General features: G+C 38.4%; 15 protein-coding genes. 8 read left to right on the top strand and 7 right to left on the bottom strand.

The annotated features are described in order from the left end of the window. Positions 1 to 11 precede the first annotated feature (11 nt). From CBG49_RS12005 to CBG49_RS11985, 5 genes are all read right to left on the bottom strand, one after another. Positions 12 to 1,079, bottom strand: coding sequence for an aldose epimerase family protein (locus CBG49_RS12005; RefSeq protein ID WP_088594649.1), 1,068 nt, complete (start codon positions 1,077 to 1,079; stop codon positions 12 to 14). A gap of 12 nt (positions 1,080 to 1,091) precedes the next feature. Continuing rightward, complete coding sequence (locus CBG49_RS12000; RefSeq protein ID WP_009412982.1) at positions 1,092 to 2,249, bottom strand: galactokinase; 1,158 nt, start codon at positions 2,247 to 2,249, stop codon at positions 1,092 to 1,094. 124 nt (positions 2,250 to 2,373) lie between these two features. Continuing rightward, complete coding sequence (locus CBG49_RS11995; RefSeq protein WP_088594648.1) at positions 2,374 to 3,201, bottom strand: alpha/beta fold hydrolase; 828 nt, start codon at positions 3,199 to 3,201, stop codon at positions 2,374 to 2,376. 79 nt (positions 3,202 to 3,280) lie between these two features. Beyond that, complete coding sequence (locus tag CBG49_RS11990; RefSeq protein WP_088594647.1) at positions 3,281 to 4,324, bottom strand: phosphotransferase enzyme family protein; 1,044 nt, start codon at positions 4,322 to 4,324, stop codon at positions 3,281 to 3,283. A 68-nt stretch (positions 4,325 to 4,392) separates the two neighbouring features. Further along, a complete protein-coding gene (locus tag CBG49_RS11985) occupies positions 4,393 to 5,256 on the bottom strand; it encodes a nucleotidyltransferase family protein (RefSeq protein ID WP_088594646.1) in 864 nt (287 codons plus the stop codon). 333 nt (positions 5,257 to 5,589) lie between these two features. Between CBG49_RS11985 and CBG49_RS11980 the strand changes: the two genes are divergently transcribed. From CBG49_RS11980 to CBG49_RS11965, 4 genes are all read left to right on the top strand, one after another. After that, positions 5,590 to 17,448: a T9SS type B sorting domain-containing protein gene (locus tag CBG49_RS11980; protein WP_088594645.1), complete on the top strand. Its 11,859-nt coding sequence runs from the start codon at positions 5,590 to 5,592 to the stop codon at positions 17,446 to 17,448. A gap of 144 nt (positions 17,449 to 17,592) precedes the next feature. After that, positions 17,593 to 18,918, top strand: coding sequence for an anaerobic C4-dicarboxylate transporter family protein (locus CBG49_RS11975; protein ID WP_088594644.1), 1,326 nt, complete (start codon positions 17,593 to 17,595; stop codon positions 18,916 to 18,918). A 55-nt stretch (positions 18,919 to 18,973) separates the two neighbouring features. Beyond that, positions 18,974 to 20,032: an L-asparaginase 2 gene (gene ansB, locus CBG49_RS11970; protein WP_088594643.1), complete on the top strand. Its 1,059-nt coding sequence runs from the start codon at positions 18,974 to 18,976 to the stop codon at positions 20,030 to 20,032. A gap of 72 nt (positions 20,033 to 20,104) precedes the next feature. After that, positions 20,105 to 21,262 carry a porin gene (locus tag CBG49_RS11965; protein ID WP_088594642.1) on the top strand — a complete coding sequence of 386 codons (1,158 nt, stop codon included), beginning with the start codon at positions 20,105 to 20,107 and terminating at the stop codon, positions 21,260 to 21,262. Positions 21,263 to 21,344: 82 nt separating this feature from the next. On the opposite strand, the gene CBG49_RS11960 is transcribed toward CBG49_RS11965, so the two are convergent. Both CBG49_RS11960 and CBG49_RS11955 read right to left on the bottom strand, forming a co-directional pair. After that, the gene (locus tag CBG49_RS11960; protein WP_009413480.1) at positions 21,345 to 21,860 is read right to left on the bottom strand and encodes a KdsC family phosphatase; all 516 of its coding nucleotides are present in this window, start codon (positions 21,858 to 21,860) and stop codon (positions 21,345 to 21,347) included. Further along, a complete protein-coding gene (locus tag CBG49_RS11955; RefSeq protein WP_034555762.1) occupies positions 21,841 to 22,611 on the bottom strand; it encodes a Rossmann-like and DUF2520 domain-containing protein in 771 nt (256 codons plus the stop codon). Before CBG49_RS11955 ends, CBG49_RS11960 begins: the two co-directional genes overlap by 20 nt. A gap of 131 nt (positions 22,612 to 22,742) precedes the next feature. Between CBG49_RS11955 and CBG49_RS11950 the strand changes: the two genes are divergently transcribed. The 4 genes from CBG49_RS11950 to CBG49_RS11935 are packed head-to-tail and all read left to right on the top strand — an operon-like array spanning position 22,743 to position 25,446. Beyond that, positions 22,743 to 23,327 (top strand): LUD domain-containing protein, encoded by a 585-nt coding sequence (locus tag CBG49_RS11950; RefSeq protein WP_009413482.1) that lies wholly within the window; start codon positions 22,743 to 22,745, stop codon positions 23,325 to 23,327. Between the two features lie 3 nt (positions 23,328 to 23,330). Then, positions 23,331 to 24,173 carry a phosphatidate cytidylyltransferase gene (locus CBG49_RS11945; protein WP_009413483.1) on the top strand — a complete coding sequence of 281 codons (843 nt, stop codon included), beginning with the start codon at positions 23,331 to 23,333 and terminating at the stop codon, positions 24,171 to 24,173. Next, positions 24,173 to 24,949 (top strand): diaminopimelate epimerase, encoded by a 777-nt coding sequence (dapF, locus tag CBG49_RS11940; protein ID WP_088594641.1) that lies wholly within the window; start codon positions 24,173 to 24,175, stop codon positions 24,947 to 24,949. The genes CBG49_RS11945 and dapF overlap by 1 nt, the downstream gene beginning before the upstream one ends. Next, on the top strand, positions 24,946 to 25,446 hold the full coding sequence (locus CBG49_RS11935) for a GNAT family N-acetyltransferase (protein WP_088594640.1): 501 nt from the start codon (positions 24,946 to 24,948) through the stop codon (positions 25,444 to 25,446). The genes dapF and CBG49_RS11935 overlap by 4 nt, the downstream gene beginning before the upstream one ends. Positions 25,447 to 25,450: the final 4 nt, after the last annotated feature.

Below are 25,450 nucleotides of genomic sequence, written 5' to 3'. Positions count from 1 at the left end.
AAGACTATTTGTTATTTAATAAGAAACTTATAGACGGTTTCTTGCTTGTACACTTCCCCTTTTTCTAATGGTTTTACCCCAAACTTCGGCTGATTGATGCCATCGGGGAAATCTTGCATCTCAATAGCTACTCCTACAAATCGTGGGTTTTTTGATGGTTTTTCTTTGGCAGTACATACCTTATCGAATACGGGTACGTCGTCTAAAAAGTTACCTGTGTAAATCACAGCCACACGCTGGGTAGTATAGGCTTCCATAGTAATACCACTCTCAGGAGAGTGCAATACTAATTGAGGAGCGCCATTAAGTCCGCTGTGGTTGAGCACAAAGGGGTGGTCGTAGGCACGAGTAATTTCGAATTGAGGATGCCCCTCGGCAATACCCTCAGCGATGACTTTACCTTTGCGGAGGTCGAAAGTAGTACCTTTTACAGCTATGTAATCACCCGTAGGTATCAATCCTTCTGCCAATTCACAAATATTATCAGCAGCGATTTGTAATACTTGGGTATCGCCATTCAATTCCATATCACCTGAAAGGTTGAAATAACTATGGTTGGTGATATTGAGATAGGTTTTGGCATCGGCAACGGCTTCGTAAGCAATATGCAGGCTGTTGTCATCAGTGATAGTGTAAATCACTTTGAAATCTACCTTTGCAGGGTAGCCTTCTTCTCCATCAGGACTTGTGTAGTGCATTTCCAAGCCATTAGCGAGCTCTTTTACTTCAAAGAGTTTACTGCTAAAGCCTTCTTTACCACCGTGCAATGAGTTTTTTCCATTGTTTTTAAATAGCTGATAGGTTTTTCCGTCGATAGTGAAAGCAGCGTTGTGAATACGCCCTGAAGTGCGCCCTATAGTAGCTCCATTATAAGCTCCATTACCTATGTAATCTTCTAAATGCGCATAACCTAACACTACGTTTTTCAGTACGTTGTGTTTATCTTTTACAGCTATTTCGGTAATGGTACCGCCTAAGTTCAAAACAGACACGCGAAAGCCGTTCGCATTCTGTAAGGTATATTGATAGACAGCCTGTCCGTTGTGAGTACCGAACAGGCTTTTGTTGATGGTTATCATACTTTGTCTTGTTTATAGTTTTTTAGCGCCGTCGCTTACAGAAGCGATATAGAAATCGGCGGCATAACCTATTTTGTTTTTGTAAGCCTCGCCTACGTTTTTAATGAAATCGTCTACCTTGTCTTTTTTTACGATGCTTACAGTGCAACCACCGAAGCCTGCTCCCGTCATACGTGAACCTACTACGCCAGGTTGTTCCCAAGCAAGAGCAGCCAAAGTATCGAGTTCTACGCCTGTTACCTCATAATCGTCGCGTAAAGAAATGTGCGATTGGTTCATTAATTTACCAAACTCAGCTAAATTACCTGCTGAAAGCTCTTTTTGAGCTTTAAGAGTGCGTTGGTTTTCATACACTGCGTGTTTTGCTCTTTTTTGGCGAACGGGACTCTTGATGAGGTCTTTGTTGGCTTCAAATTGTTCAATAGAGAGTTCTCCTAAGGCTTTGATAGGTAATTTAGTTTGCAATTCGGCTAAGGCTTCATCACATTCGGCACGGCGTTCGTTGTATTTAGAATCAGCGAGACCACGACGTTTGTTAGTGTTGGCAATCACAATTACCTCATCTTTAAGTACCACAGGGACATAGGCATATTTGAGAGTGTTACAATCGAGGAGAATAGCGTGGTCTTTCTTACCCATAGCTACCGCAAATTGGTCCATAATACCAGAGTTTACCCCAATGAATAGGTTTTCAGTTTTCTTGCCTAATTGCGCCATTTCCACGGGGTCAATAGAAAGGTGGAAAAGGTCTTTTAGCACAATAGCGGTAAGCATCTCAATAGAAGCAGAAGAAGAAAGCCCTGCACCATTAGGAATATTCCCAGAGAAGAGAATATCGAAACCAGAGTCGATTTTTTGTCCTGCTTCGAGGAACATTTTAATCACACCCTTTGGGTAGTTAGCCCAATCGTGTTTTTTGTCGTTGGTAAGTTCGTCGAGAGTGAACTCCATTACGCCAAGGTCGGCAAAGTTTTCAGAATACATACGGAATTTGCGGTCGTTGCGTTTTTTTACGAGACCGTAAGTGCCTTTGTCGATAGCGCAAGGGAACACATTACCGCCATTGTAGTCGGTATGTTCACCGATGAGATTCACACGTCCTGGTGCGAAGAATTGTTTTTCGGCAGGAGCACCGAAAACTTCTTGAAACTTTTGTTCTAAGTGTTTCATATAGTTTTAATTTTAGTTATTAGTTTTGTTTAGAAATTACTTAATTAAATAATATAATGGAAAAAGGGAGTGCTGTCAAAGACAATTCCTAATAGATATGATTCTTGTAGAGACAATATATTTCTTATCTTATAAAGGATTTTAGCTGAGTCAAATACCAATCAAAGTCATCATACATAATAAAGTGGAGCCCTTTATTGGCATATCTAAGGTCTCTCAAAGATAAATTTTGATATTGATCTCTTATGTTGTCTTTTGAAGAAGTAAATACGGACTCTAAGAGCACTAAGGCAGGCACTTTTATCTGTTTTATTTCCTCTCTGAGGTCTGTATTAGAGATTTCACACACAAGTTTGGCGAGGGTCTCCCTATCTGAGGCTACACTCCACTGAACGATGGTAGGCTTCTTGGCTTCCTTTGTTGTATAGTACATCATTGAAGCCATTTGCGAACGCTCAAAGTCTTCTTTGGGCATTGCTGTAAGTTCCTTGATCATAGGAGTACAATCCTTGTTAGGTGTTATCTTAAAATTAGGATCAGAAAGCAAAGGCAAACAAGGCAAAGTATCTACAATCACTATTCTATCAAGTAGGTCAGAGGCTTTAGCAGCTATTTTCATAGCAAGGATGCCCCCTAAGCTATGCCCTACAATCGTAGGTTTTTGGATGTTCTCCTTTTTGATATAGGAGATAATGGCATCTGTCCAATAGTCCAAACTTGGATTCTTTACAGGGGTAATTCCTCCAAACCCCGCTAAGGTAAGCAGATAGCAAGTGTGGTTAGTGATAAGAGCAGATACAGTCTCTTGCCAGACATCGCTGGAGCAGCCAAGTCCTGGAATAAACAAAATAGGACTTCCTTTTTCTCCTACTTTTTTCACTGAGAATGGAGATTGTCCAAACGTAGATAGTGGCAAAATAAGTAAAAGGGAGGTTATAAAAACATTTCTCATAGTAAAAAAAATAGATTTTAAATTAAAAATTAGCTTGGTTTCAACTTTGGCAAAGTTTCAAACAAAAAGTTTGTATTACCTATTTAAAGTACTTTTTAGCAATTGCTCTGAGTTCTTTTTCTTTGTCTTCCAAACGCTGAAAGAGCACGAACTGGTTGCGGGCACGAATGTAATTCTCCTCAGGATATGAGGTTTTGAAATACACATCGTTATTAAAATAATCGGCGAGGAAACGGATACCAATAATGAATATCATATATTTGGCTCCGTCGACGATATGTTTTTTCTCTGAGGGAGTCATCACAGGGTTCATTACTGAAAAACCTTTACAAAGCGCTTCGAAGAACTCGGTATTGAAAACGATTTTGCTTTCATCGGCTTCGTTTTCTTCGGTAGGGCTTACCGAAGTGCGTACCATATCGCCGAAATCGTACAACAAGATACCTTGCATTACTGTATCGAGGTCGATTACTCTAAAATCATCGGGATTGAATTTATTGATAAGTACGTTATTGATTTTGGTGTCGTTGTGGGTTACGCGTATAGGAATGCGTTTTTCGTCTACTTCTTTTTGGATAAGGTCGAAAATTACCTTGTGTTTTTGCGCAAATTCGTATAGCTTTTCAGCTTTGTCTTTGCGTGCAGGTGTTGCCTGAGCATAAGCATCTTCGAGTTGTTGGAAGCGTAAATCTCCGTTATGGAAATTAGGAATGGTAGCCTGCAATCGAGAGGTATCGATATTGGCAAAGGTTTTCATAAAAGTTGCAAAGGCGGTGGCAGCTTTTTCGGCTTGCCAAGGAGCTTCGATGAATTCATAAGAAGTATAGCCTTCTGCAAAAGGGAATACACGCCATACAATGCCCTCGGCATTTACGGAGTATCCTCCTTGTTTAGCTTTCATCATTGGGAGAATGATGTGATTGTTGGGTTCAGTTTCCCAAAGCAGTTCGATGTTTTTGATGATGCTGTCGGGGGTTTTGAACACATTGCTGTTAATCCCTTGAAGGATATAATTTGTATCGGTGGTTTTTACCAAATACGTACGGTTGATGTGTCCGTTGCCATAAGGTTCCACAGAAAGGAGGTTTCCTTTCAAGTTAAATTGATTGGCTATTTCTTTCATTTTATTTAGGTAAGAGGTAAGAGATAAGAAGTAAAAAACTTATTATCTCTTACGGGTTAAACATTTTATTAGAATTTATCAGGGTATTCGCCTTTATCTACGAGTTTTTGTATTTCGTTTTGTACCATTGCGAGGTCTTCGTGATAGGTCATACCGAACCAGTTATCGTGATTGGGTAATACTTCTAATTTATATCCGTAATCCTTAATGGCGTGTTGTACTACCATAGGGATATAAAATTCGGATTTAGGGTCATCTTTATGTTCGGCTACAAATTCTTTGAAATAACGGTCGGCTATATCCAAAACTTCGTGAGTAAATCCCCAGAAGTTCATAGATACGTAGGTGCTTAGGGGATACTCGGCGCCCGTAGCCTCATCAATAGCAGTAGTATTGCTGTTTTTGCGTAATTTAGTAGCTTCGTTGATAGAGAGTAGGTGATGATTGGCGTCTACTTCGCAGATACCGCGTGAAACAGTTCCGTTTTCACTAAGGGTGTTTTTCAGTAGATATCCTCCTGAGAAGAAAGTTTTTTCTTTACCAGCATTGAGCGCTTCGTACATTAAACGAAAGCCTTCTTTGCCATAGTAATCATCGGCATTGATGATGAGGAATGGGTTTTTTACAAACTCTTTTACACAAAGCATAGCGTGCCCTGTACCCCAAGGTTTTTTACGTTCGATGCCTTTTGGGTTATAGTCGTCTTGATATACGTAGGAGATAGGAACATTGTTGAAGCGGTTTTCGAGGTGTTGGCGGGTGAGGTTGTCAATTTCGTGGCGGATGATGAGCACGATATTGTCAAAACCAGCTTGTAGAGCGTCGTAGATACCGTAATCGAATAAGGCGTTGCCGTTGTGTATATTTTCTAATTGTTTATCAGAGCCAAAACGGCTTCCTAAGCCAGCGGCAAGAATCACTAATGTAGTCATTATAGTGTGTATTTTTTATGATTAATTAAATTACATCGGCAAAAATACAAAAAAAAAACAAAATAGCAAGAAATTAATGAAAATTAGCTTTTAAGAATCTGTATTTTTCTTACTTCATATCTTTTATTTTTTTACCTGAATAAAAATTTAACAATATTTTAACATCTAATTATTTATTTAAAAATCAGTGTATTATAATAAAAAGAATGTTTTGTTAGTGTAAAAACAAGGAGACAGTGTTGTGTAAATAAGAAAGAAATATTATTTTTGTACCCTTAATTATATATAAATTACACGCGAGATATTATTACTTATAGCTTAAAAGTAAAAAAAATGAAAAAGTTTCTTACAGCAATTGTATTTTTAATCTTCACAGCAACAGGATTTGCTCAATGTATCAATGTGCAAACCACTTCTATCAAGGGAAATTGTTATAATGATAACCAGATAAAAGTAACTGCACAAGATGCTTCTCCATATCCTGCTATATGTTTACCTTCAAGTGGTAAATTTATTGTAGAAATACAAGGTGAAGGCCAAGGTGGCGATATGTTTCGTATGCAGCGCCCTTCACCTTCGGCTCCTGCCGAACATACTTTCTACAATCTTAAAGCAGGAAAGTATAAAATCATCGTACGCGATGAAAATACTGGTGCTTTTGAAGAACGTGAAGTAGAAGCCGAGTCTAACTACAAGGTAATGAATGTACAAGCTTTGCAGATATTACCTCCTATTTGTGGACAACCTAATACAGGAGGAGTACGCTTTCAGATACCTAATGGAGGGCACGGTCCTTTTGATGTTACGATTCTTGATCCTACAGGTAAAAATGTATTACTACCTACTCAAAGATTTTCAAGACCTTCAGGGTCTAATTATATAGAGGTGCGTGGTACTAATGCAAATCCTATCAAACAAAATACAGTAGTAACGCTCCAAATTAAGGATGTTACAGCTGTAGGTGAAAAATGTGGTGAAACTCGTCGTTATCCTTCTATCCAAATACCAAAAGAACAATTCTCCTTAGAATGTATGGAAATTAGAATGTATGATAGGTATATGGAAATGCACAAAACTGATTGTGGTAAATATAAAGGACAATTTAGAATTGTACGTCAAGATAACAATTGGGTAATTACGGGTATGTCGGATGCAAATGCCATTAAGAACTATTTTAAACAAACAGGTAGGGCAGTGGTTCGCTTTTTAAATTCTTCAAAACCTGATATTGATATTTCTTCTACTTTTGATGGTTATGGTTTTTATGTAAATAACTACGTTTTTAAAAAAGGTGATGAGATAGAGGTTACTATCAAAGGCCCTAAAAATACCATTAAAGAGAGAGTTCGTTTCAATGAACAAATAGACCCATTGACTTGCGCTAACTTTCAAATGCTATCCGCTGAAAACCAATCTTATAGCCGAAATTGTGGATTAGATAAACGATTGTATTTCAATTATAATATGAGGAATCGTGACTATAGAAATATGCCTAATATAAATGGTGGCACTTACTCATATTTGTTAGGATGGGTTCACCCTATTGAGATGCAGTATTTTAAATTGGAAAAATCTCTTGGTGGTGTAGGAGGCCCTTGGGTAAATGTACCTTTGGTAGCTTCTAACTCGCCTGCTTTAGGACAGGCTCAGTGGACTAATGGATTAATCTATGTGGACAAAGTAGGAGAAGGTCTCTATAGACTTACTTATGAAAACCCTAATAACTGTCATAGTACTTGTACTTCATTAGTAAATGTTTATTATCCTACTACAGCGGCTGCAGATATCAACAAAATATTTGATAAATTAGATATAGGTTATGGAGTGTATGAAGGTACAGGAGCCTTTAGAATAGACTACCCTGTTAATATATACTCTCATCCATTGAAATTTAAATTAGAACGAGCTGATGGTAAAAAAGTAGTTTCTTATTTTGCAAAAGTGAGTATGGGTGATCACGGTACACGTACTGTAACTTTCCCATTAGAAACTACACAACCTGCAGGAAGCTATCGATACCATTATACTAATTTACCTGAAGGAAATTATAATATTACGATTACCGATGCTTGTAGCAATACTACCCAAAAAACAATTTATATACCAGGTATGCCTGCTTATAAACCTGAATTAAAAGTTGAAAAAGATTGCGAAATAGGGAAACTCAAATACAATATAGGTAATCAAATTTTTCAAGATGGTGTTTATGTTTATTTAGAACGAGAAGAAGAGGATGCTTATGGTAACAAATCTTGGAAAGCAGTGATACAACCTTCTGGTAATGATTATGTAAGAGGACATTCAGGGGAATTTGTAAACTTACTTGCTGGTAAATATAGGATAAAAACCAGTGGTTTTTATTATAATGCTTATCTCCAACCTAAATCGGGATCTATGTATCAAACTGATGCATCCGATCCAGGAGTGCCTAGCAAGAGTTGGCAAAGTTATTTCTATAAGGAAATTTCTATTGCCGATCTTGTTAAGCTCAACCCTGTCGTAAACCCAGTGATTTGCCACCAAGGAAGTGCTACAGGTATGATAGCTGTTGATGTAACAGGTCAAGAAGTGTATTTCCCTCTTACTTTCCGCCTCTATCAAAAAACATCGGCTACGGCTACTACCGCTACGCTTAAAGAAACAGTGAAGCTTGAGGCAAGTGATAATAAATACTTTAATATATTTGAAAATCTTACTACAGGTCACTACCTCATAGAAACTGAGCACCGTTGCCAAACAGTACCTAAGGATGTAGATATAGACCTTACCAATGCGTTCAATCCGTTCTTGGTGATCGACCGTCCTGTACCTTTCTGTACCGGAAATCAAGCACGTGTGAAATTAGGCCTTTCAGAACATCTTTTTGATATCAATTGGTTTAAACTTGATTCTAATGGAAATAAAACTACTACTTATCCATTACGTACTGGAGAAAGTTTCTGGGAGGCTATTTATACCACTACTACCTATATGGCTGAGTACAAACTTAAACCAGGAGTAGGATGTTCTAATAGCGCTATCTATACTAAAACAGTTACTGTGGTATTACCACCTATAGATGAACCGCCTCTTGTTAAAAACTGTCCGAATAATATAGAAGTTACTGTAGAGGCAGGGCAGTGTGGCAAGTTGGTACAATGGCGTGAACCCGAGGCATATCCTACTTGTTCAGGAGGAGTAACTACTACACGTAGCCACGCTCCAGGAAGTGTATTCCCTATAGGTGTCCATACAGTTACTTATACCTTTAAGGATAATCTATTAGCTACTATTAGCACTTGTACATTTATCGTGACAGTGAAGTCGAATGCTTTGAAACTAAAAACTTCACAACGCTATGTGGATACATCGGGTAATCCTATTACTCATCTTACTCCTAATCAAGCTTTCTTCTATGAATTAAGCTATGAGAATGTAGGGGCTGAAAATATTAAACGTGCTACTATTACAGTAAATCTACCTCCCAATTCTGCGGTAGTTACTAATGGTGAGCCCGATCTCAATAATGCAGGTGATGGTACAGTAGCTAATCCACAACCTCAGAAATTGTATAATCCTGCTACGAAAACCTATCAGTTTTTAATAGGTAGTACATCAGGTTACCCTCAATCTACCCTCAAGTTAGGCGACCCAAGGCGGAGCATTCGTATCCCAATGAAAGTAGTAGCCGATTGCGATAAACTCTTACTACCTTGTGCTAACTATCTGAAAACAGCTTTCTCTATCACGTATGAAGGAGGACCTAACGCTTGTCCTACAGCTCAACAATCAGAGGCTGGCTCAAGTTCTATTACAGTAGATACTTCCAATTGTACACGCCAAGAAGTAGTTTGTGGTTCTGGAATAATGACACTCGAAGCTACAGGAACTTTTAATACTTATCAATGGTATAAAAATGGAAATATGCTTCCTGGCGAAACTAATCGCACATATCAAGCTAATGATCCAGGAGTTTACAAAGTAGTAAAAACTCTTTCTTGCGAAGGAAATCAGATAGGAACTACTGAAACAATACAATACCAAGCTATTACAGCAACTACCGATCCTATCCGTGCTCAAGCACAAAACATAGGAGTAACTTGCCCTGATAACGGTAGATGGACAAGTCATTTCTACCTTTGTCAAGGAAGCTCCAAAAATATTACAGTAAGCTACCAAAATACTGCTTTTGAGTGGCAACAATGGAGTGGCTCTTGTAATGAATCATCTTCTGATTGTAGAAATACTGAAGATCAATGTTGGACAACTTTCCACAACAATCGCACTTTTGTAGCTAATACAGCAGGTAAATACCGATTGAAATTGCTTAATTGTAATGAAAGTTTCTATTTTGAAGTATTTACAGCAGGACTTACAGGTTCACTTACTGATGAAATTCACGAAACTGATTTTTCTCAAGGTTCTGTAAGATTGCTACTTAGTACTAGTGGAGTAACTTATAAAGTAGAAATTTTCAAAGGAGGGACACCTTTCCGTACTGAGGTAATCAACACAAACGATTATCGTATCAATAATTTGCCACAAGGTACTTATGATGTGAAGGTAACCTCACCACAAATACCTGGTTGTCAATACAACGGACAAGTGACTATCAACAAAACGAGCCAAATGAAGGTAACTGCTACTTTCAAAGGATTTACCTCTTGTAACAAGGCTAAGTTTGAACTTAAAGCTGAAGGAGGTGCTCCTACCTATCGTTTTTATATTTGGACAATAGATGGTCAGCAACAATATACAGATATATCTACCGCTTTGAATGCTCCTCATATCGCTATTCAATTGGCACATCAGCCAAGTGTAGAGGTTGAAGTAGCAAATATCACTCGTGTAGGTGAATATGTATTCTTAGTGGGTGATACGCGTAATGGAGCTTTTGCCTTGTCCAACAAGGTGACCGTAACTCCACCAAATCCACATACATTTACCTTTAGTGCAACACAAGAAATTCAGTGTGAAAGCAATCCTAATACAGGGGTGATTAATCTTACTTTTGCTCCTGGCTCTCAAAACCAAAATCGTAAGATTAATCTATATAAATTAGATAAAACAGGAGCTCGTGTAGGAGCTGCTTTCAAAACTAGCACAGGAGGTTTATTTACAGGTATTCCTGCAGGTACTTACGAAATAGAAATGCTATCACAAGTGGCAGGAACAACTTGTACCTATATCAAGAAACCTGTGGTGATACTTCCTCCTCAAGCACCTTTGCGCGCTTATGCTGGTGTAGTAGCTGATAGATCCTGCGATACAGCACATAACCAATACAAAGTATCAGTGAACAACGTTACAGGTGGTACTCCTCCTTATCGTTATAGCTTTGATGGTGAAAATACTTATGTAACTAATCCTATAGGATTTATTGGAGGTTCTACAACCATCTATGTGAAAGATAACAAAGATTGCCGTATTGAAATACCTATAGTTACACAAGCAACTTCAGTGCCTACCATAGCGTTGAGCCCTATAGCTTATCGTTGTGATAATGGTTATGGTTCAGTAACTATTACAGTTTCATCTACTGTAAGCCAAACTTACCAATATAGCATTGATGGTAGTGCCAAACAAACTCTTGCAGGTAACAACTTTAATCGATTATTATCACCAGGAGTACACACTCTTACAGTATACTATCGTCCAATAGACACTGCTACAACACCTAATGTACTCTTTGCAGAAGATTTTGGCAAAGATGATAACGATTGTTTACCAGCAGCCAATACTTCTTTGGTATGTAACTCTTCAGGAAGTCTTTCAGATGGTAACCAAGTGCTTACTAAACAACTACAAGTAAGTTCAAATCCTAATTGGCTTACCACAGCTCCTGTTGATCCTTCTGGAGGTCGTTACTTAGCAGTAGCAGGAAATGGTAACAATGAAATAGTATATCAAAAACTTCTAAAAGGAGTAGCTCCTAATACTGAATTTACTGTAAGTTTAGATGCACTCAACCTCTTTAGAACAGGAGTAACTGCCGTACCAGCTCGCCTCAATATAGAAATAGCAAAACCCGATGGTACTACTTTGCGTAGCAAGAGTTTAGCAACTATTAACAACAATAGTTGGACAAATTATAAAGTCACCTTTACCGAAGCTGAGATGACAGGCTTTGCTAACGGAGAACTATTAGTGAAAGTAGTGAATACAGCTGCTGCCACTTATGGAGGCTTAGGTAATGATTTTGTAATGGATAACCTTAAAGTATCACAGGCTATTGCTTATTGTGATTTGAAGGTTACTCAACTTATTAATATAGAAAAGAATAAACAAATGCGTGCCGAAAAATTCGGTATCGAGAAAAACGTTAGCTGTATTGGAGCTCAAGATGGTGAGGTACGTATCAAGGTTATTAATCCAACATCTACAAATATTCTTTATTCAGTAGAATGGACATACACAACTACAACCACTTGGACACCTACAACTCTTGATGCTCAAGGAGTATTTACCGTTACAGGATTAGAAGCTACCCAAAGTGGAGTAGTGAGCATAAGAGATGCTGCTAATGCTAATTGTGCAGTAACCGTAAGTTACAAAATAGGCCAGCCTACTCCTATTGTACCTACAGTAGTAGTAATGGATAAAGTAACTTGCTATAACGGTGGAGTAGCTAAGATAAAAGTATCGGCTACAGGAGGTAATGCAGGAGGTTATCAGTACAGAGTAGGATTAGTAAGTGGAACCTTAGGAGCATTGCAACCAGCAGCTCCACGAGTAAACCCTTATGAAATACCGAACCTTGCACCTGGTACTTATAGCTTAGTAGTACAAGATAGCAAAGGTTGTACTACCGAAACTACCTTTGAAATCGCTGATAAAGCTACACTTTCAGTTACTGCTGAACCTACCTCTTATTGCTATGGTGATACACAAGAGAAGAAAGTAAAAATTACAATAATTAGCGGTAATGGAAACTATAAAGTACAACGTGTAGGAGGTAATAATTATGCCTTCAATACATCAATTTTTGAGTATCCTGATGCACTTGATGTTGGCTCTCATACATTTGTAATAACCGATGGTTTTGGTTGTCAAGCAACAGTAACTACTCAAATTTATGCACCATTATCACTCACTGTATCACCTACTCAAACACAATATGCTGATTGTAAAGGTAGCAGTGTAACCTATACACTCACCGCTTCTGGAGGTATCCCTACAGCACTCAAAGAGTTTAGCTATAGTGTTGATGGTGGAGCTACTTATCACTTTATAGCATCTAATACTACTCAAGTAACCTTTACTTATCCAGTAGCGATAGCTACCACTACCGAGTTCCGTTTCCAAGTAACTTACAAACCTGATGGAAGTGAATGTAAACGACAAGCTTATATAACTTTAGCTTACGATCCGCCACGTTTCTTAACCAATACCTTTACCACTACTCAAGCTACTTGTGGTAATAACAACGGTTCGGTAACAATTACGCCAAGTAATTACTATGTAGGTACAGCTTCACACACTCTTAAAGTGGTGAATGGTTTAGGAGTAACACAGACTCCTACAGCTTTAGCGCCAGGTAACTATATAGCACACCTCACCGATGACCGTGGTTGTGTGGCTACTCAAGCCTTTACTATTACAGCAGTGCCTCAACTTACGGCTACAGCTACAGTAAGTAAGCAAATGGGATGTACCTCATCCGCTGCTGACTTAGCTGCCATTACAGTAACTCTCAATGGTGGAGGTATGCAACCTTTTGTTATCAATGTTAGAAATACTACTTCTGGTAAAGAGAATACACAAACACTTACAACCTCTAATAATATCTCAAGAGTATTCTCTGGATTAGATTATGGTAACTATAACATCACTATTACTGATGGCAATAGCTGTGTAACACATTTCACAACTGTAATCTTACCTAATTCTAATGTAATGTCTATCACTCCTGTAATACCTACTGCTTGTGCTACTACAGGTGAGGTACGCATTACAGCAACCAGCTCACCTACCTTTACAGCATCTACTAATGCGTACTTTGCTATATATCGACCAGGTATTCAAAACCCACCTCCGGGATCAGTTCTCAATACAGTTACTACACTTAATGCCGATGGAACTAACGATGTATGGCACAAAGGAGTTGCCTCAGGTACGGGAGTGGCAGTAACCATAGGAGGGCTCACACCAGGTGTACAATACACTTTTGTAGCTTATAATATGCTTACTAAGTGTCGTTATACCCAACAGATGACCGTGCCTGTACCTACATACTCACAGATGTCAGTAGCAATAGATGTGAAAAATGTAAGTTGTGCAACTGGCAATGATGGTACCTTTACCTTTACTTTAACAAATCCTCACGGAAGCACTACCCATATAGATTATCAAGTTTATCGTGAAGATAATCATCAACTAATGGTAGGTGCAGGAGGTACAGTGCCATCTCCATTCACCGCACCTCAAGTCGCAAATGGTAACCTACCAGCAGGTAAATATTATGTGAAATTTACTGAAACTATTGGTGGGGTAGCTAGTTGTGTAACTTCTAAGAGCTTTGAAATCAAACGTTCGCTCACTCAGTTACAAATTACAGCAGTTGCTACCCAAAAAGCTTCTTGTAATACTCAGGGTGAAGCTTGGTTGAATATCACAGGAGGTACAGCTACTTATACTTATGGATATGTAGCTTCAGGAACAGCCTACACATCATCTGTAATGACTCGTACGCTTCAAGCCTCAGATTATATCAAATTGCCTGCAGGTAATTGGGATGTATATGTACTTGATGCTTATGGTTGCTTGCAATCTACTACAGTTACTATTGATATTTTTGATACACCTAACATTGTAACTGTAACTACTTTGGCTTGCCAAGCTTACAATAACTCTAATGGTAAGATACCAGTAAGGGTAGACCTTAATAAAATAGGTCAAGGTAACCACTACTATAGTTTAGATGGTGCTGCTGATAGACCTATAGTGTGGACAATAGCTAATCAAGCATTCGAATTAGAAGTAAGTCCATTGGCGGCACACACTGTAGTTGTGAAAGATGTAAATGGCTGTGTGACTACAGCTACTTTCAGTACTACGGCACTTATTACAGCTACAGCTACTGTTAGTAGAAATAAAACTTGTGCAACCCCTACAGCCGATATCACAGTAACTGTGACTGGAGGTACAGGTACTTACAGCTATACCTTAGAACGCTTAGATAATGGCGTAGTAGCAGGTGCTGTACTTGCACAAAATGTAGCCTTTCCAACACCTACAGGTGGAGTGATTACTATCGCAACGCCTACAACCGAGGCAGCTACTTACCGCATCACTATTTACGATGCCGAAACAGAAAATTGTCCTATAGTGAAAGAAGTAGTAGTACGTGACCCTGACCCTATAAATACAGATAACACAGTGGTGCAACCTTACCACGAAAAATGTAATTTAGGACTCACTGCTACGGGTACAGGTAGCATTGATATAGCAATGCCTACCGATAGCGATAGTTATACCTTTAGGATTACAAACGCTATTGATATCACTACAGGAAATAATGTAACAGTAACTACAACTCCTGCTATCGCAGGTACTCATACAGCTACTTTCACTCAGTTACACGGTACAACACAAGGAGTGAAATATCAAATAGCTATTACTAATAGTACAGGTTGTGTGGCCTATGTTGATGCTACTATCACCTCTCCAGAACCATTAGAGTTACAAACGGGAGTGATTAGTGCCACACAATATGTTTGTGAGGGCAATAAAGGCTTATCAACTCCAAGAGTAAGTGTTGATACGAGCAAGATACGTGGAGGAATACCACCTTATACCATTGAGTTCTTTGATAATGGAGGAAATAGTTTAGGAAATGGTACAGAGTACACACTTTCGAACTTGAATGGAGGTACTTTCTACGCTATGATAAAAGACGCTTCAGGTACTTGTGCTACGAGCACCACAAGCGTAACAGTAGAACCAGCCTTCGAGTTGCAAACACTCAGTATCACCACAACAGCATCAGCTACTTGCGCTGTAGACGAGGTGATCAACATCAGTGTAACCGCTACGCCTACTTATATAGCAGGTACACCATTGCGTTATGAGATAAAAGGAAGTGACAATGCCTTTACCACTATCACCACCACTACAGCAACCAACTTGAGTTTGACCCTTACAGGTTCACAAAACTTATCAGGTTCAAATTATAAGGTAGAGGTATTCAACGAAAAAACAGGTTGTAGCATCACAGGAGTACATACAGTGAAAGATGCTAATACCTTCGAGATAACCTCAAGTAACCCAGTGAGAGCCATTTGTCATAATGGAAATGGTAGTATAATGCTTACCTTTGTAGATAAAGATCTCTCTAACGGTGACCAATCTACAACAGGCTTTACCTATACAGTTACAGCAGTAAGTGGAGGAGCGACCATTTCAGGAAGCATACCAGTTGGAGGTAATACTAGAACACTTACTTTAGTAGGAGGATCTTATGATATCGAAGCGATTTCTAATGCTACAGGTTGTAAAGTAGCGAAACATCGTTTTGTAATACCATCAAATCCAGCCGAGATAAAAGTAACAAATGTATCTCAAAAAGTATCGGTAGATTGTGGTAATCATAATGGTGTAGTAGCACTTACAGTTATAGGAGGAGAACAAACCTATACAGTAACCCTTGCTCCATTAGGAGGAGGAACGCCCAAAGTACAACCTAATGTACCAGAAGGTTATCCAGGTATTGAAATAGCAGGTTTAGACGCGGGTACTTATAATATTACAGTAGAAGATGCCTTAGGCTGTACAACAGCAACAGGCACCCTAAGTGTAACATTAGCACCTTATAGTGCTATCAATACCGCAAGTATTACAGTATCCACAACTTCAATTACTTGTATAGATGCTAAAGATGGAACACTCAAAGTATCAGGAGTAACAGGAGGAGTACGTCCTTACCATTTTATATTGTTCAAAGGCTCAACAAAATCAGATGAAATATCAGGAGTTAATGGAGATGAAGTTACTTTTAGTAACATAGAACCAGGTACTTATCACATAGATATTTTAGATGCTCAAAACTGTTCAGTAACCCTTGCAGGAAGCTATTCATTTGTAAATCCAACAGCTATAACAGCCGATATCAACGCTCTGAACTCTAAATTTGTAACTTGTAAAGGCACAAGAGACGGCAAGGTAGAGATAGTGAATATCACAGGCGGGACAGGAACATATACAATTAGTATAGCCAGAGCCGATACTAAACAAAACGTAAAAACACACCGAGATGTAACAAGTTCAACCGATCTGTTTGATGAATTAGGAGTTTTAGAAGGCACTTACTATGAGGTAGTAATAAAGGATAGTAACGATTGTACGATGACTAAGACCTTGTCATTCACGGTAGAAGAATTACCAGATGTTACAATCAAGGAACTCAAATACTATGGTACTTGTCAAGCAAGTTCTAATAGTTACGTAGATTATTTAGAGGTACACTTCAACAATCCATCGCCCGACTATAGTAAGATAACCTATAGTTTGAATGGAGCTCCAGCAGCTACTTTCACACGAACCACAGGCAATGTAGCTTATATTGATAATTTCAATAGAAGTTCAGTTACCCAAACGGTTGAAGTAACCTATACTATAGTATCCTCTATTCCAGGAATGACGGGAAGTTGTAGTGCCTCCGAGACCATCACGATAGATCCTTACACACCACTTACAGTTACGAGAGTAACGACTAATACCACGCTCAACACCTTAGAGGTATTAGCACGAGGAGGTAGGACGAATAACTTTAGAGGTTATACATACTACTTTAATGAGGTGAGTAAAGGAGATAATCCGGTGTACAAAATCAACCACGACGATCCTGATAAGTTAGTAAACGGACGTCGTTATAAAGTAGTGAATGTACGCGTGGAAGATGCTGAAGGTTGTACAGTAACAGCGACTTACGATTTAGAATACTTTGATATAGAAGTGCCGAACTTCTTCACGCCCAATGGAGATGGAGAGAATGATGTATGGAAAGCGAAGTATTTAGACAACAATGTAAATGCCCGTATCTACATTTTCGATCGTTATGGTCGTCGTTTAGTGAAGTTAGAACCAGGAGAAGGCTGGGATGGTACGTATGAAAAACAAGCGATGCCATCAGGTGACTATTGGTATATCATCGAAATCAACGATCAATTGTACGACAAACGTGAGTTCTACGGTAACTTCACTCTATTTAGATAACCTCATTTTCTGATAGTTATTTTAAAATACGGTTTTATCTGTTAAGAAAAATACGATATTTGTTAAAAAAAATATCGTATTTTTCTTTTTTCTTTCCTAAAACTTTCGTACCTTTGAACCATAATTATGATTTCTTAATTGAATATGATTTATATTGAATTGCTAATAGTGCTCCTCGCTATCTTTGTAGGAGCCAGAGTAGGAGGTATCGGGCTCGGAATCTTTGGTATGATAGGTTTAGGAATTCTGGTCTTTTGTTTCGGACTCAAACCTGGTAATCCGCCTATTGATGTAATGCTTATCATTGTAGCAGTTATTACAGCGGCTGCTACCTTGCAAGCAGCGGGAGGTTTAGATTATTTGGTGAAGGTAGCCGAGAAAATTCTGCGCAAAAATCCCGCTATGATTACCTTCTTGGCGCCTGTAGTCTGTTACTTTTTTACTTTGTTTTCAGGTACAGGTCACATTGCCTATTCGCTTTTGCCTATCATCTCCGAAATTGCTACCGATAGCAAGGTACGCCCTGAGCGTCCCCTTTCTATATCGGTAATAGCTTCGCAACAGGCTATTACAGCCAGCCCTATTTCGGCAGCTACAGCCGCTTTACTTTCAGCTGAGCTCTTAGGTAGTAAAGGTATTACGCTGGGCAATATCCTGATGGTATGTATCCCTGCTACGATTATCGGGGTGATTGTAGGCGCCATAGCCGTGAGTTTTATGGGCGTTCCTCTCGAAAAAGACCCTGAATACCAACGCCGTTTACGTGAAGGGCTTTTAGAAAAAGAAAGTCATACCGCTTCGCAAATGACCGGTAAAGACCTGCAAAGAGCCAAAACGTCAGTGATTATATTCCTTATAGGAGTCCTCTCTATCGTACTTTTTGGTTCTATTGATAGCCTTCGTCCATCTTTTGAAGTAGGAGGTGAGAAAGTACAAATGGGAATGACCCAACTCATCGAAATTATAATGATGTCTATCGCTGGCTTGATGATTATCTTTGCTCGAGTAGACATCAACAAAGCAGTAAAAGGTTCGGTATTTATTGCAGGTATGCAAGCCGTGATAGCTATTTTTGGGATTGCTTGGATGGGAGATACCTTTTTCAATGGCAATATTGAGTTCTTCAAAATGCACATCGAACAAATAGTTACTCAATATCCTTTCCTCTTTGCAGTAGCCCTTTTTGTAATGTCTGTTCTTTTATTTAGTCAAGCCGCTACGGTACGAACTCTTTATCCGTTAGGGATTGCCTTAGGCATTCACCCAATGGCAATGATAGCAATGTTCCCTGCGGTGAATGGCTATTTCTTTATCCCTAATTATCCTACCGTAGTAGCTGCTATCAATTTCGATAGAACAGGTACCACTCGCATAGGCAAGTACGTGCTGAACCACTCGTTCCAAATTCCTGGTTTTGTAGCTACTATTGTAGCCATTGCAGTAGGTTACCTAATAATTATGTTTATGTAAAAAATCTAATTTCTAATTCTTAACTTTCCATTCAAAACTAATACTAAAATTATATATGATAACATTGATGAAAAAAATTGCCCTCTCATTGCTCTTAATGATGACTGTGGCAGTCTTTGCGCAACAAAAGCCAAAGATTCGTATTTTAGCTACCGGTGGTACTATCGCAGGAGTAAGTAAATCAAATACTGAAACTAACTATAAAGCTGGTGAACTCGGTATTTACCAACTCTTAGATGCAGTCCCTGAAGTGAAGAATGTAGCCAATATAAGTGGTGAACAAATTGTGAAAATCGGTTCACAAGATATGAACGATGAGGTATGGCTCACACTTGCCAAACGCATCAACCAGCTCTTAAACAAAGAAGGGTATGATGGTGTGGTAATCACTCACGGTACCGATACAATGGAAGAAACCGCTTACTTCCTCAACCTTACCGTACACAGCAAAAAACCTGTGGTAATGGTAGGAGCAATGCGTCCTGCTACAGGTATGAGTGCCGATGGCCCTCTAAACCTCTATAACGCAGTAGTAACTGCTGCCGATAAAAATGCTATGGGGCGTGGGGTAATGGTGTGTATGAACGACATCGTACTCGATGCTAAAGATGTTATTAAAACCAATACCACTGCTGTCGAAACTTTCCAAGGTGCTAACTATGGCAAATTGGCATACATTCACAATGGCAAAGTATTCTTTAACCGCACTCCTGAAAACAAACATACTTATCAATCTGTTTTCAATGTAGATAACCTTAAAGAATTACCTAAAGTAGGTATTGTATACAGCTATTCTAATGTATCTGAATTGCCAATGAAAGCCTTTATTGACGCTAAATTCGATGGTATTGTACACGCTGGAGTAGGTAATGGAAATCTTTATCACACTATCTTTGATTTGGCAGTAAAAGCAAGAGAACAAGGCATTCAGTTTGTGCGTTCTTCACGCGTACCTACAGGAGCAACTACCCTCGATGCCGAAGTAGATGATGCTAAATATCAATTTGTAGCTTCACAAACACTCAACCCACAAAAAGCTCGTGTTCTATTGATGTTAGCTCTCACTAAAACCAAAGACTGGAAACAAATCCAAAAATATTTCAATGAATATTAGAAAACAGGAATTAGGTAATAGGAATTAGCTATTTCCTAATTCCTAACTTCTATTTCCTAAAAAAGAATACGTATGAAAAAGATATTATTAGCAGTGAGCCTCCTCATAGGAGGTATCGCCTCAGCGCAACAAGATTTGCAAAATCAAATTAACCAATTGAGGGCAGAAATCGATCAGCTTAAAGCTACCGCTCCTGCGCCTCTATCTATGCCTGAAAATCAAGGAGAACAGCCCTTTCATAAGAAGTTTAATATGTACTTCAACTTTCAAGGAAGTTTTGATGTAGAAAAAGCAAAAGACCAAGATATGACAGCTAAGTTCTATGCACGTCAATTGCGATGGGAAGTACGAGGTGATATTACCGACCGTATTTTCTACCGCTTTCGTCATCGTTTGAATAAATCAAATGCAAGAGCTTCTTTGGATAACCTTGCCAAAGCTACTGATATGCTTTATGCAGGGTTCCGTTTAGATGATAAATGGACACTTACTGCAGGAAAAATGTGTCAAGCTTGGGGTGGTTTCGAGTTCGACTTAAACCCAATGAATATTTATGAATATTCTGATTTCCTTGAGAATATGGATAACTTTATGTTAGGAGCAATGATTACTTATGCACCTAACGAGAATCACGAGTTTAACTTCCAAATTACTGATGTACGCAATGATAAATTTGCAGATATTTATGGTACAACTTCACCTACTATCAGCGAAAGTAAAGCTCCTCTTACCTACATCTTTAATTGGAATGGTAATCTGTTTGATAATCTTGTCCAAACTCGTTGGGGAGGTGGTTTGCAAAGTGAAGCCGATGGCTATAACAACTGGCTCTTGATGTTGGGAACTAAACTCAATTTACCTAAGTTCCAAGTCTTCTTTGATTATATGATGGCTAATGAACAATTAGATAGGTTGAAATATACTCCAATGAGTGGCACTACACTTGTAAAAGATGCCAAGTACAATAGCTTTGTACTAAAAGCTGAGTATCAACCTGCACCTCATTGGAATATCTTTGCCCAAGGTATGTACGAAACTGCTAAAAGTGATTTACCCAACAATGAACTCAAAAGCATAGGATATTTTGCAGGAGTTGAATATTTGCCTTTTGAAAAACAAGACTTGCGTTTCTTTTTGGCTTATATAGGAAGAAGTCGCGAAAAAAATAATGTTACTGATAATACCAATCGCGTGAGCCTCGGTTTGATGTATCGCATCAAAGCGTTCTAATAATTAGCTAATAAATAAATCAATACAAAAAGCTGCTCAAAAAATAAACTTTTCTTGAGCAGCTTTTGTTAATTATTAATTGTTAGTTGAAATCAAACCAATCGCCACGTACTTTTAGTACTTGTTCAATCACATCACGTACAGCCCCTTGTCCGCCATCGCGGTGAGATATGTAGTGAGCAACTGCTTTTACCTCGGGCACAGCATCTTGAGGACAAGTAGCTAAACCTGAGTGTTTCATAGGAGGAATATCAGGGATATCATCTCCCATATAGAGAATTTGTTCCGTTTTAAGCCCTTTGCTCTTTTGGTACTCTAAAAAAGTTTCGAGTTTCTCGTGACGGAGCATAAAAATATCGGTCACCCCAAGGTTTTCAAAACGCTTTTGTACCCCTACATTGCCACCACCTGTAATAATGCAGATGGTATATCCTTTAGCAACAGCTGTTTTGAGGGCAAAACCGTCTTTCATATTCATACTGCGTAAAAGGTCACCATCATTGTTTACAAATACTTGGGTATTAGTAAAAACCCCATCTACATCAAAAATGAATGTGGTGATGTCTTTCAATTTTTCTTTATAATTCTTTTCTTCCATAAGTGTTTATTATTGAATTTGTAATAATCTCATATATTTCTTTATAGTTATTGTTATCTAACATTGCCAAGTGGTTAGCTATAGTTAGAGAATCGTTGCGTCGTGCAGGACCTGTTTGAGCATCGTAAGCCGAGGTGTTTTGTAGTTTTGCAAAAGTCTCAATGAGTAATGGTTGTAGAATTTCAAAAGGAACCTCATTTTTCTTACATATCTGCTCACTTATATATACCAAATGGTTACTGAAATTATTCATAAACACAGCGGCGAGGTGTAGTATCCTGCGTTGGTAACTGTTCAATGCGTATGTTTTTGTGGAAAGCAATAAAGCCAAACATTGTAGTAGGTAGAAATCATTAGTGTTTTCAGCTTCCAAGCAAAAAGGTACACTATTGAAATCTACAAGCGTTTGTTTGTTCATCGTTTGCAAAGGATAGAACACGCCACGCCTATTTTTAGAGTCAATAGCCTCAATAGAGGTGTTACCTGAAGTATGCACTACCAATTGGTTTTCAAAAGGTAATTTTTTGGATATTTCGGCAATAGCTTCATCTTTCACAGCGATAATACACACATCAGCAGGGCGCAAAAAGTTGAGATGATGTGTTTTCTCTATTTCAAAAATATTGAACTCAGAGCTTAATTCGCTCCGGCTGTAGAGTTGCTGAAGTTGTACCTCTGGGTGATTATAGAATGCACGCGTGAGTTGGTAAGCCATATTGCCTGCTCCTATAATATTGATATGTATTGCCATATAGGTCGTTTTTGATGCGGCAAAGATAGGCATAAATTTTTAATTTTTTTCACTGAAAATGCACAGATTCATTTATTTTGTATATATTTGCAAAAAAATATGTAGATAACACATCATTTTACAGTGTAGGAATGAATTTTTTCGCCAAGATATTTAAACGTAATAACATAGAACCACCCCAGCAACTTACAGAAGATGAGCAATTTGCAATGAATTTTACCAAAAATGGTGGTAAATTTATCTATTGTACCTCAGATCTTGAGGTGCAAGAAGTCTTTCGCAATATACTGAAAGAGTTAGGCGTTTATGTGAAAATGAGTAGTAATGCATCACCTGTGATCAATGAAATGTTTGAGGAACACAGCCCAATGTTTACATCCGATATTGATACTTCTAATGTCTATTTAATAGATTGTGAGTATCTTATAACTTCTCTCGGAGGTATAATGCTCTCTTCTCATCAGCTGAAACATCGGAAAATGGATGAATTGCCAGAGGTGTTTATCATTTTCGCCAAAACAAGTCAGATGGTAAAAGATATTCCAGAAGGAATGAAAGGTATTAAGAAAAAATATATAGGCCATATCCCTACAGGGCTTATTACTTTGCAAACTTTTACCGATAATCCTGATATACAAACAATTTCTAATTATGGTACAAGTTCTAAGAGGACGTACCTGATACTGTTAGAAGATTTACCTATTGATAAACAATAATTTATGAACGAACTATTTAAAAGAACAATTACAGGATTTATTTATGTCTTCCTATTGCTATCAGCAATTATGCTCAACCCCGACGCTTTCGACTTCTTATTTTTGTCCTTTGGTATTATTTGCTTATTTGAGTTTAAAATGCTCATCAGGCTCAAGGAATTACATATATTTTTGCTTTTTTTGTTGGTTTGGTGGCTGTTTATTCACTTAAAAACTTATCCTTTCTCGGTTTATATACTGCTTTTGGCTACTTTGCTTACTAATATATACCTCACGATGATGCTTTTCAATGAAAAAACGCCTATCCGCAAGCAAAGTAACAATACTAAACTACTTATTAGCCTACTGTATATAGGAGGAGGTTGTATATTTATGCCTCTGATTTACAAATATGAGAATAACCCGAACCCTAATTATTTTTATCAGAACATATTCAACAACGAGTCGCAAATTACGATGATAGGAATGTTGTGTATTATATGGGCGAGTGATAGTTTTGCCTACCTTACAGGTAAAGCCTTTGGCAAACACAAGCTCTTTGAGCGCATTTCGCCTAAGAAAACTATTGAGGGTTTTGTGGGTGGACTCATAGGGGCGATGCTTATTGCTACGGCTATTTCGTATTACAGTGGCAGACCACTATGGCAATGGCTTATGTTGGCAGTGATTTTGGTGGTTACCGGTGCGGTGGGCGACTTGGTAGAGTCTAGCTTTAAACGAACTGCTAAAGTAAAGGACAGCGGGACGATACTGCCAGGACATGGTGGTTTGCTTGACCGTTTAGATAGCCTTATTTTTGCCTCACCTTTTGCCTACTTAACACTACTAATTTTTGACCTTTTTTAATGATGAATTTCTATAAATATCAAGGGACAGGAAATGATTTTGTGATGATTGATAATCGCGAAGAAAATTTTCCTAAAAATAACAAAACACTAATAGCACAGTTGTGTCATAGGCGTTTTGGCATTGGAGCCGATGGCCTTATTTTGATTGAGAACGACCCGCAGTATGATTTCCGTATGGTATATTACAATTCCGACGGGCGCGAAAGTACAATGTGTGGCAATGGTGGACGCTGTGTGGTGGCTTTTGCTAAACAATTGGGTATTATAGAACACAAAACATTATTTATAGCTGTAGACGGAGAACATCGTGCAACAATTGAAGGTGATAATTATGTACGCTTGCAAATGAAAAATGTAACTGAGGTAGAAGAGCACAAAGGTTATGTATTCTTAAATACAGGATCGCCTCACCACGTACAATGGGTGAAAGAGGTAGATACCGTAGATGTGAAAGATGAGGGTGCCACTATACGCTATGGAAAACTTTATGCTACTCAGGGCGGTAGTAATGTGAATTTTGTGAGCAAAGGAGAAAATGGCTTTAAAGTGCGCACCTATGAACGTGGAGTGGAAGATGAAACCTACTCTTGTGGTACGGGCGTTACAGCCGTCGCAATTGCTTTATACCATACTAAACAAACAGAAAATCAATCTATCACTCTCCATACCCGCGGAGGTGATTTGCAAGTAAGTTTCGATAGAGTAGGTGAGGGGTATGAGAATATCTATTTGAGTGGTAGTGCTCAATTTGTATTTGAGGGAACAATAAAATGATAAAATTAAGAGCCTTAGAACCTGAAGATATAGATTTTTTGTATCTGTTAGAAAATGAAGAGAGTTTGTGGGAGGTAAGTGAAACCCAATTACCTTTTGCAAAACATTTGTTGCAAGACTATATACAGCACGCTCATCAAGATATTTACGAAGCTAAGCAGTATCGCTATGTTATATCGTTTGAAGAGGGAACGCCTATGGGCTGTGTAGATTTATACGATTTTAGTCCGAAGCACCGTAGAGCAGCTGTGGGGATAGCTCTTTTGCCCGTCTATCGAGGAAAAGGTTATGCCAAAGAAGCCTTGCAACAGTTGATAGCTCATACACAACAATACTTAGACTTACACCAACTGATTGCTTATATCCCTGCTGATAATGAGGTGAGTATACGCCTTTTTGAGAGAGTAGGATTTAGTTACAGTGGTGTACAAAAAGACTGGCTTTACAGTCAAGGAGTTTATAAAGATATGTTATTATACCAAAATATTTTTAAATAGGTTG

This window comes from Capnocytophaga endodontalis (assembly GCF_002209445.1).
In the GTDB taxonomy this organism is placed as follows: domain Bacteria; phylum Bacteroidota; class Bacteroidia; order Flavobacteriales; family Flavobacteriaceae; genus Capnocytophaga; species Capnocytophaga periodontitidis.
The sequence above is the reverse complement of the archived record's forward strand: the minus strand, read 5'-3'. Positions and strand labels throughout refer to the sequence as shown.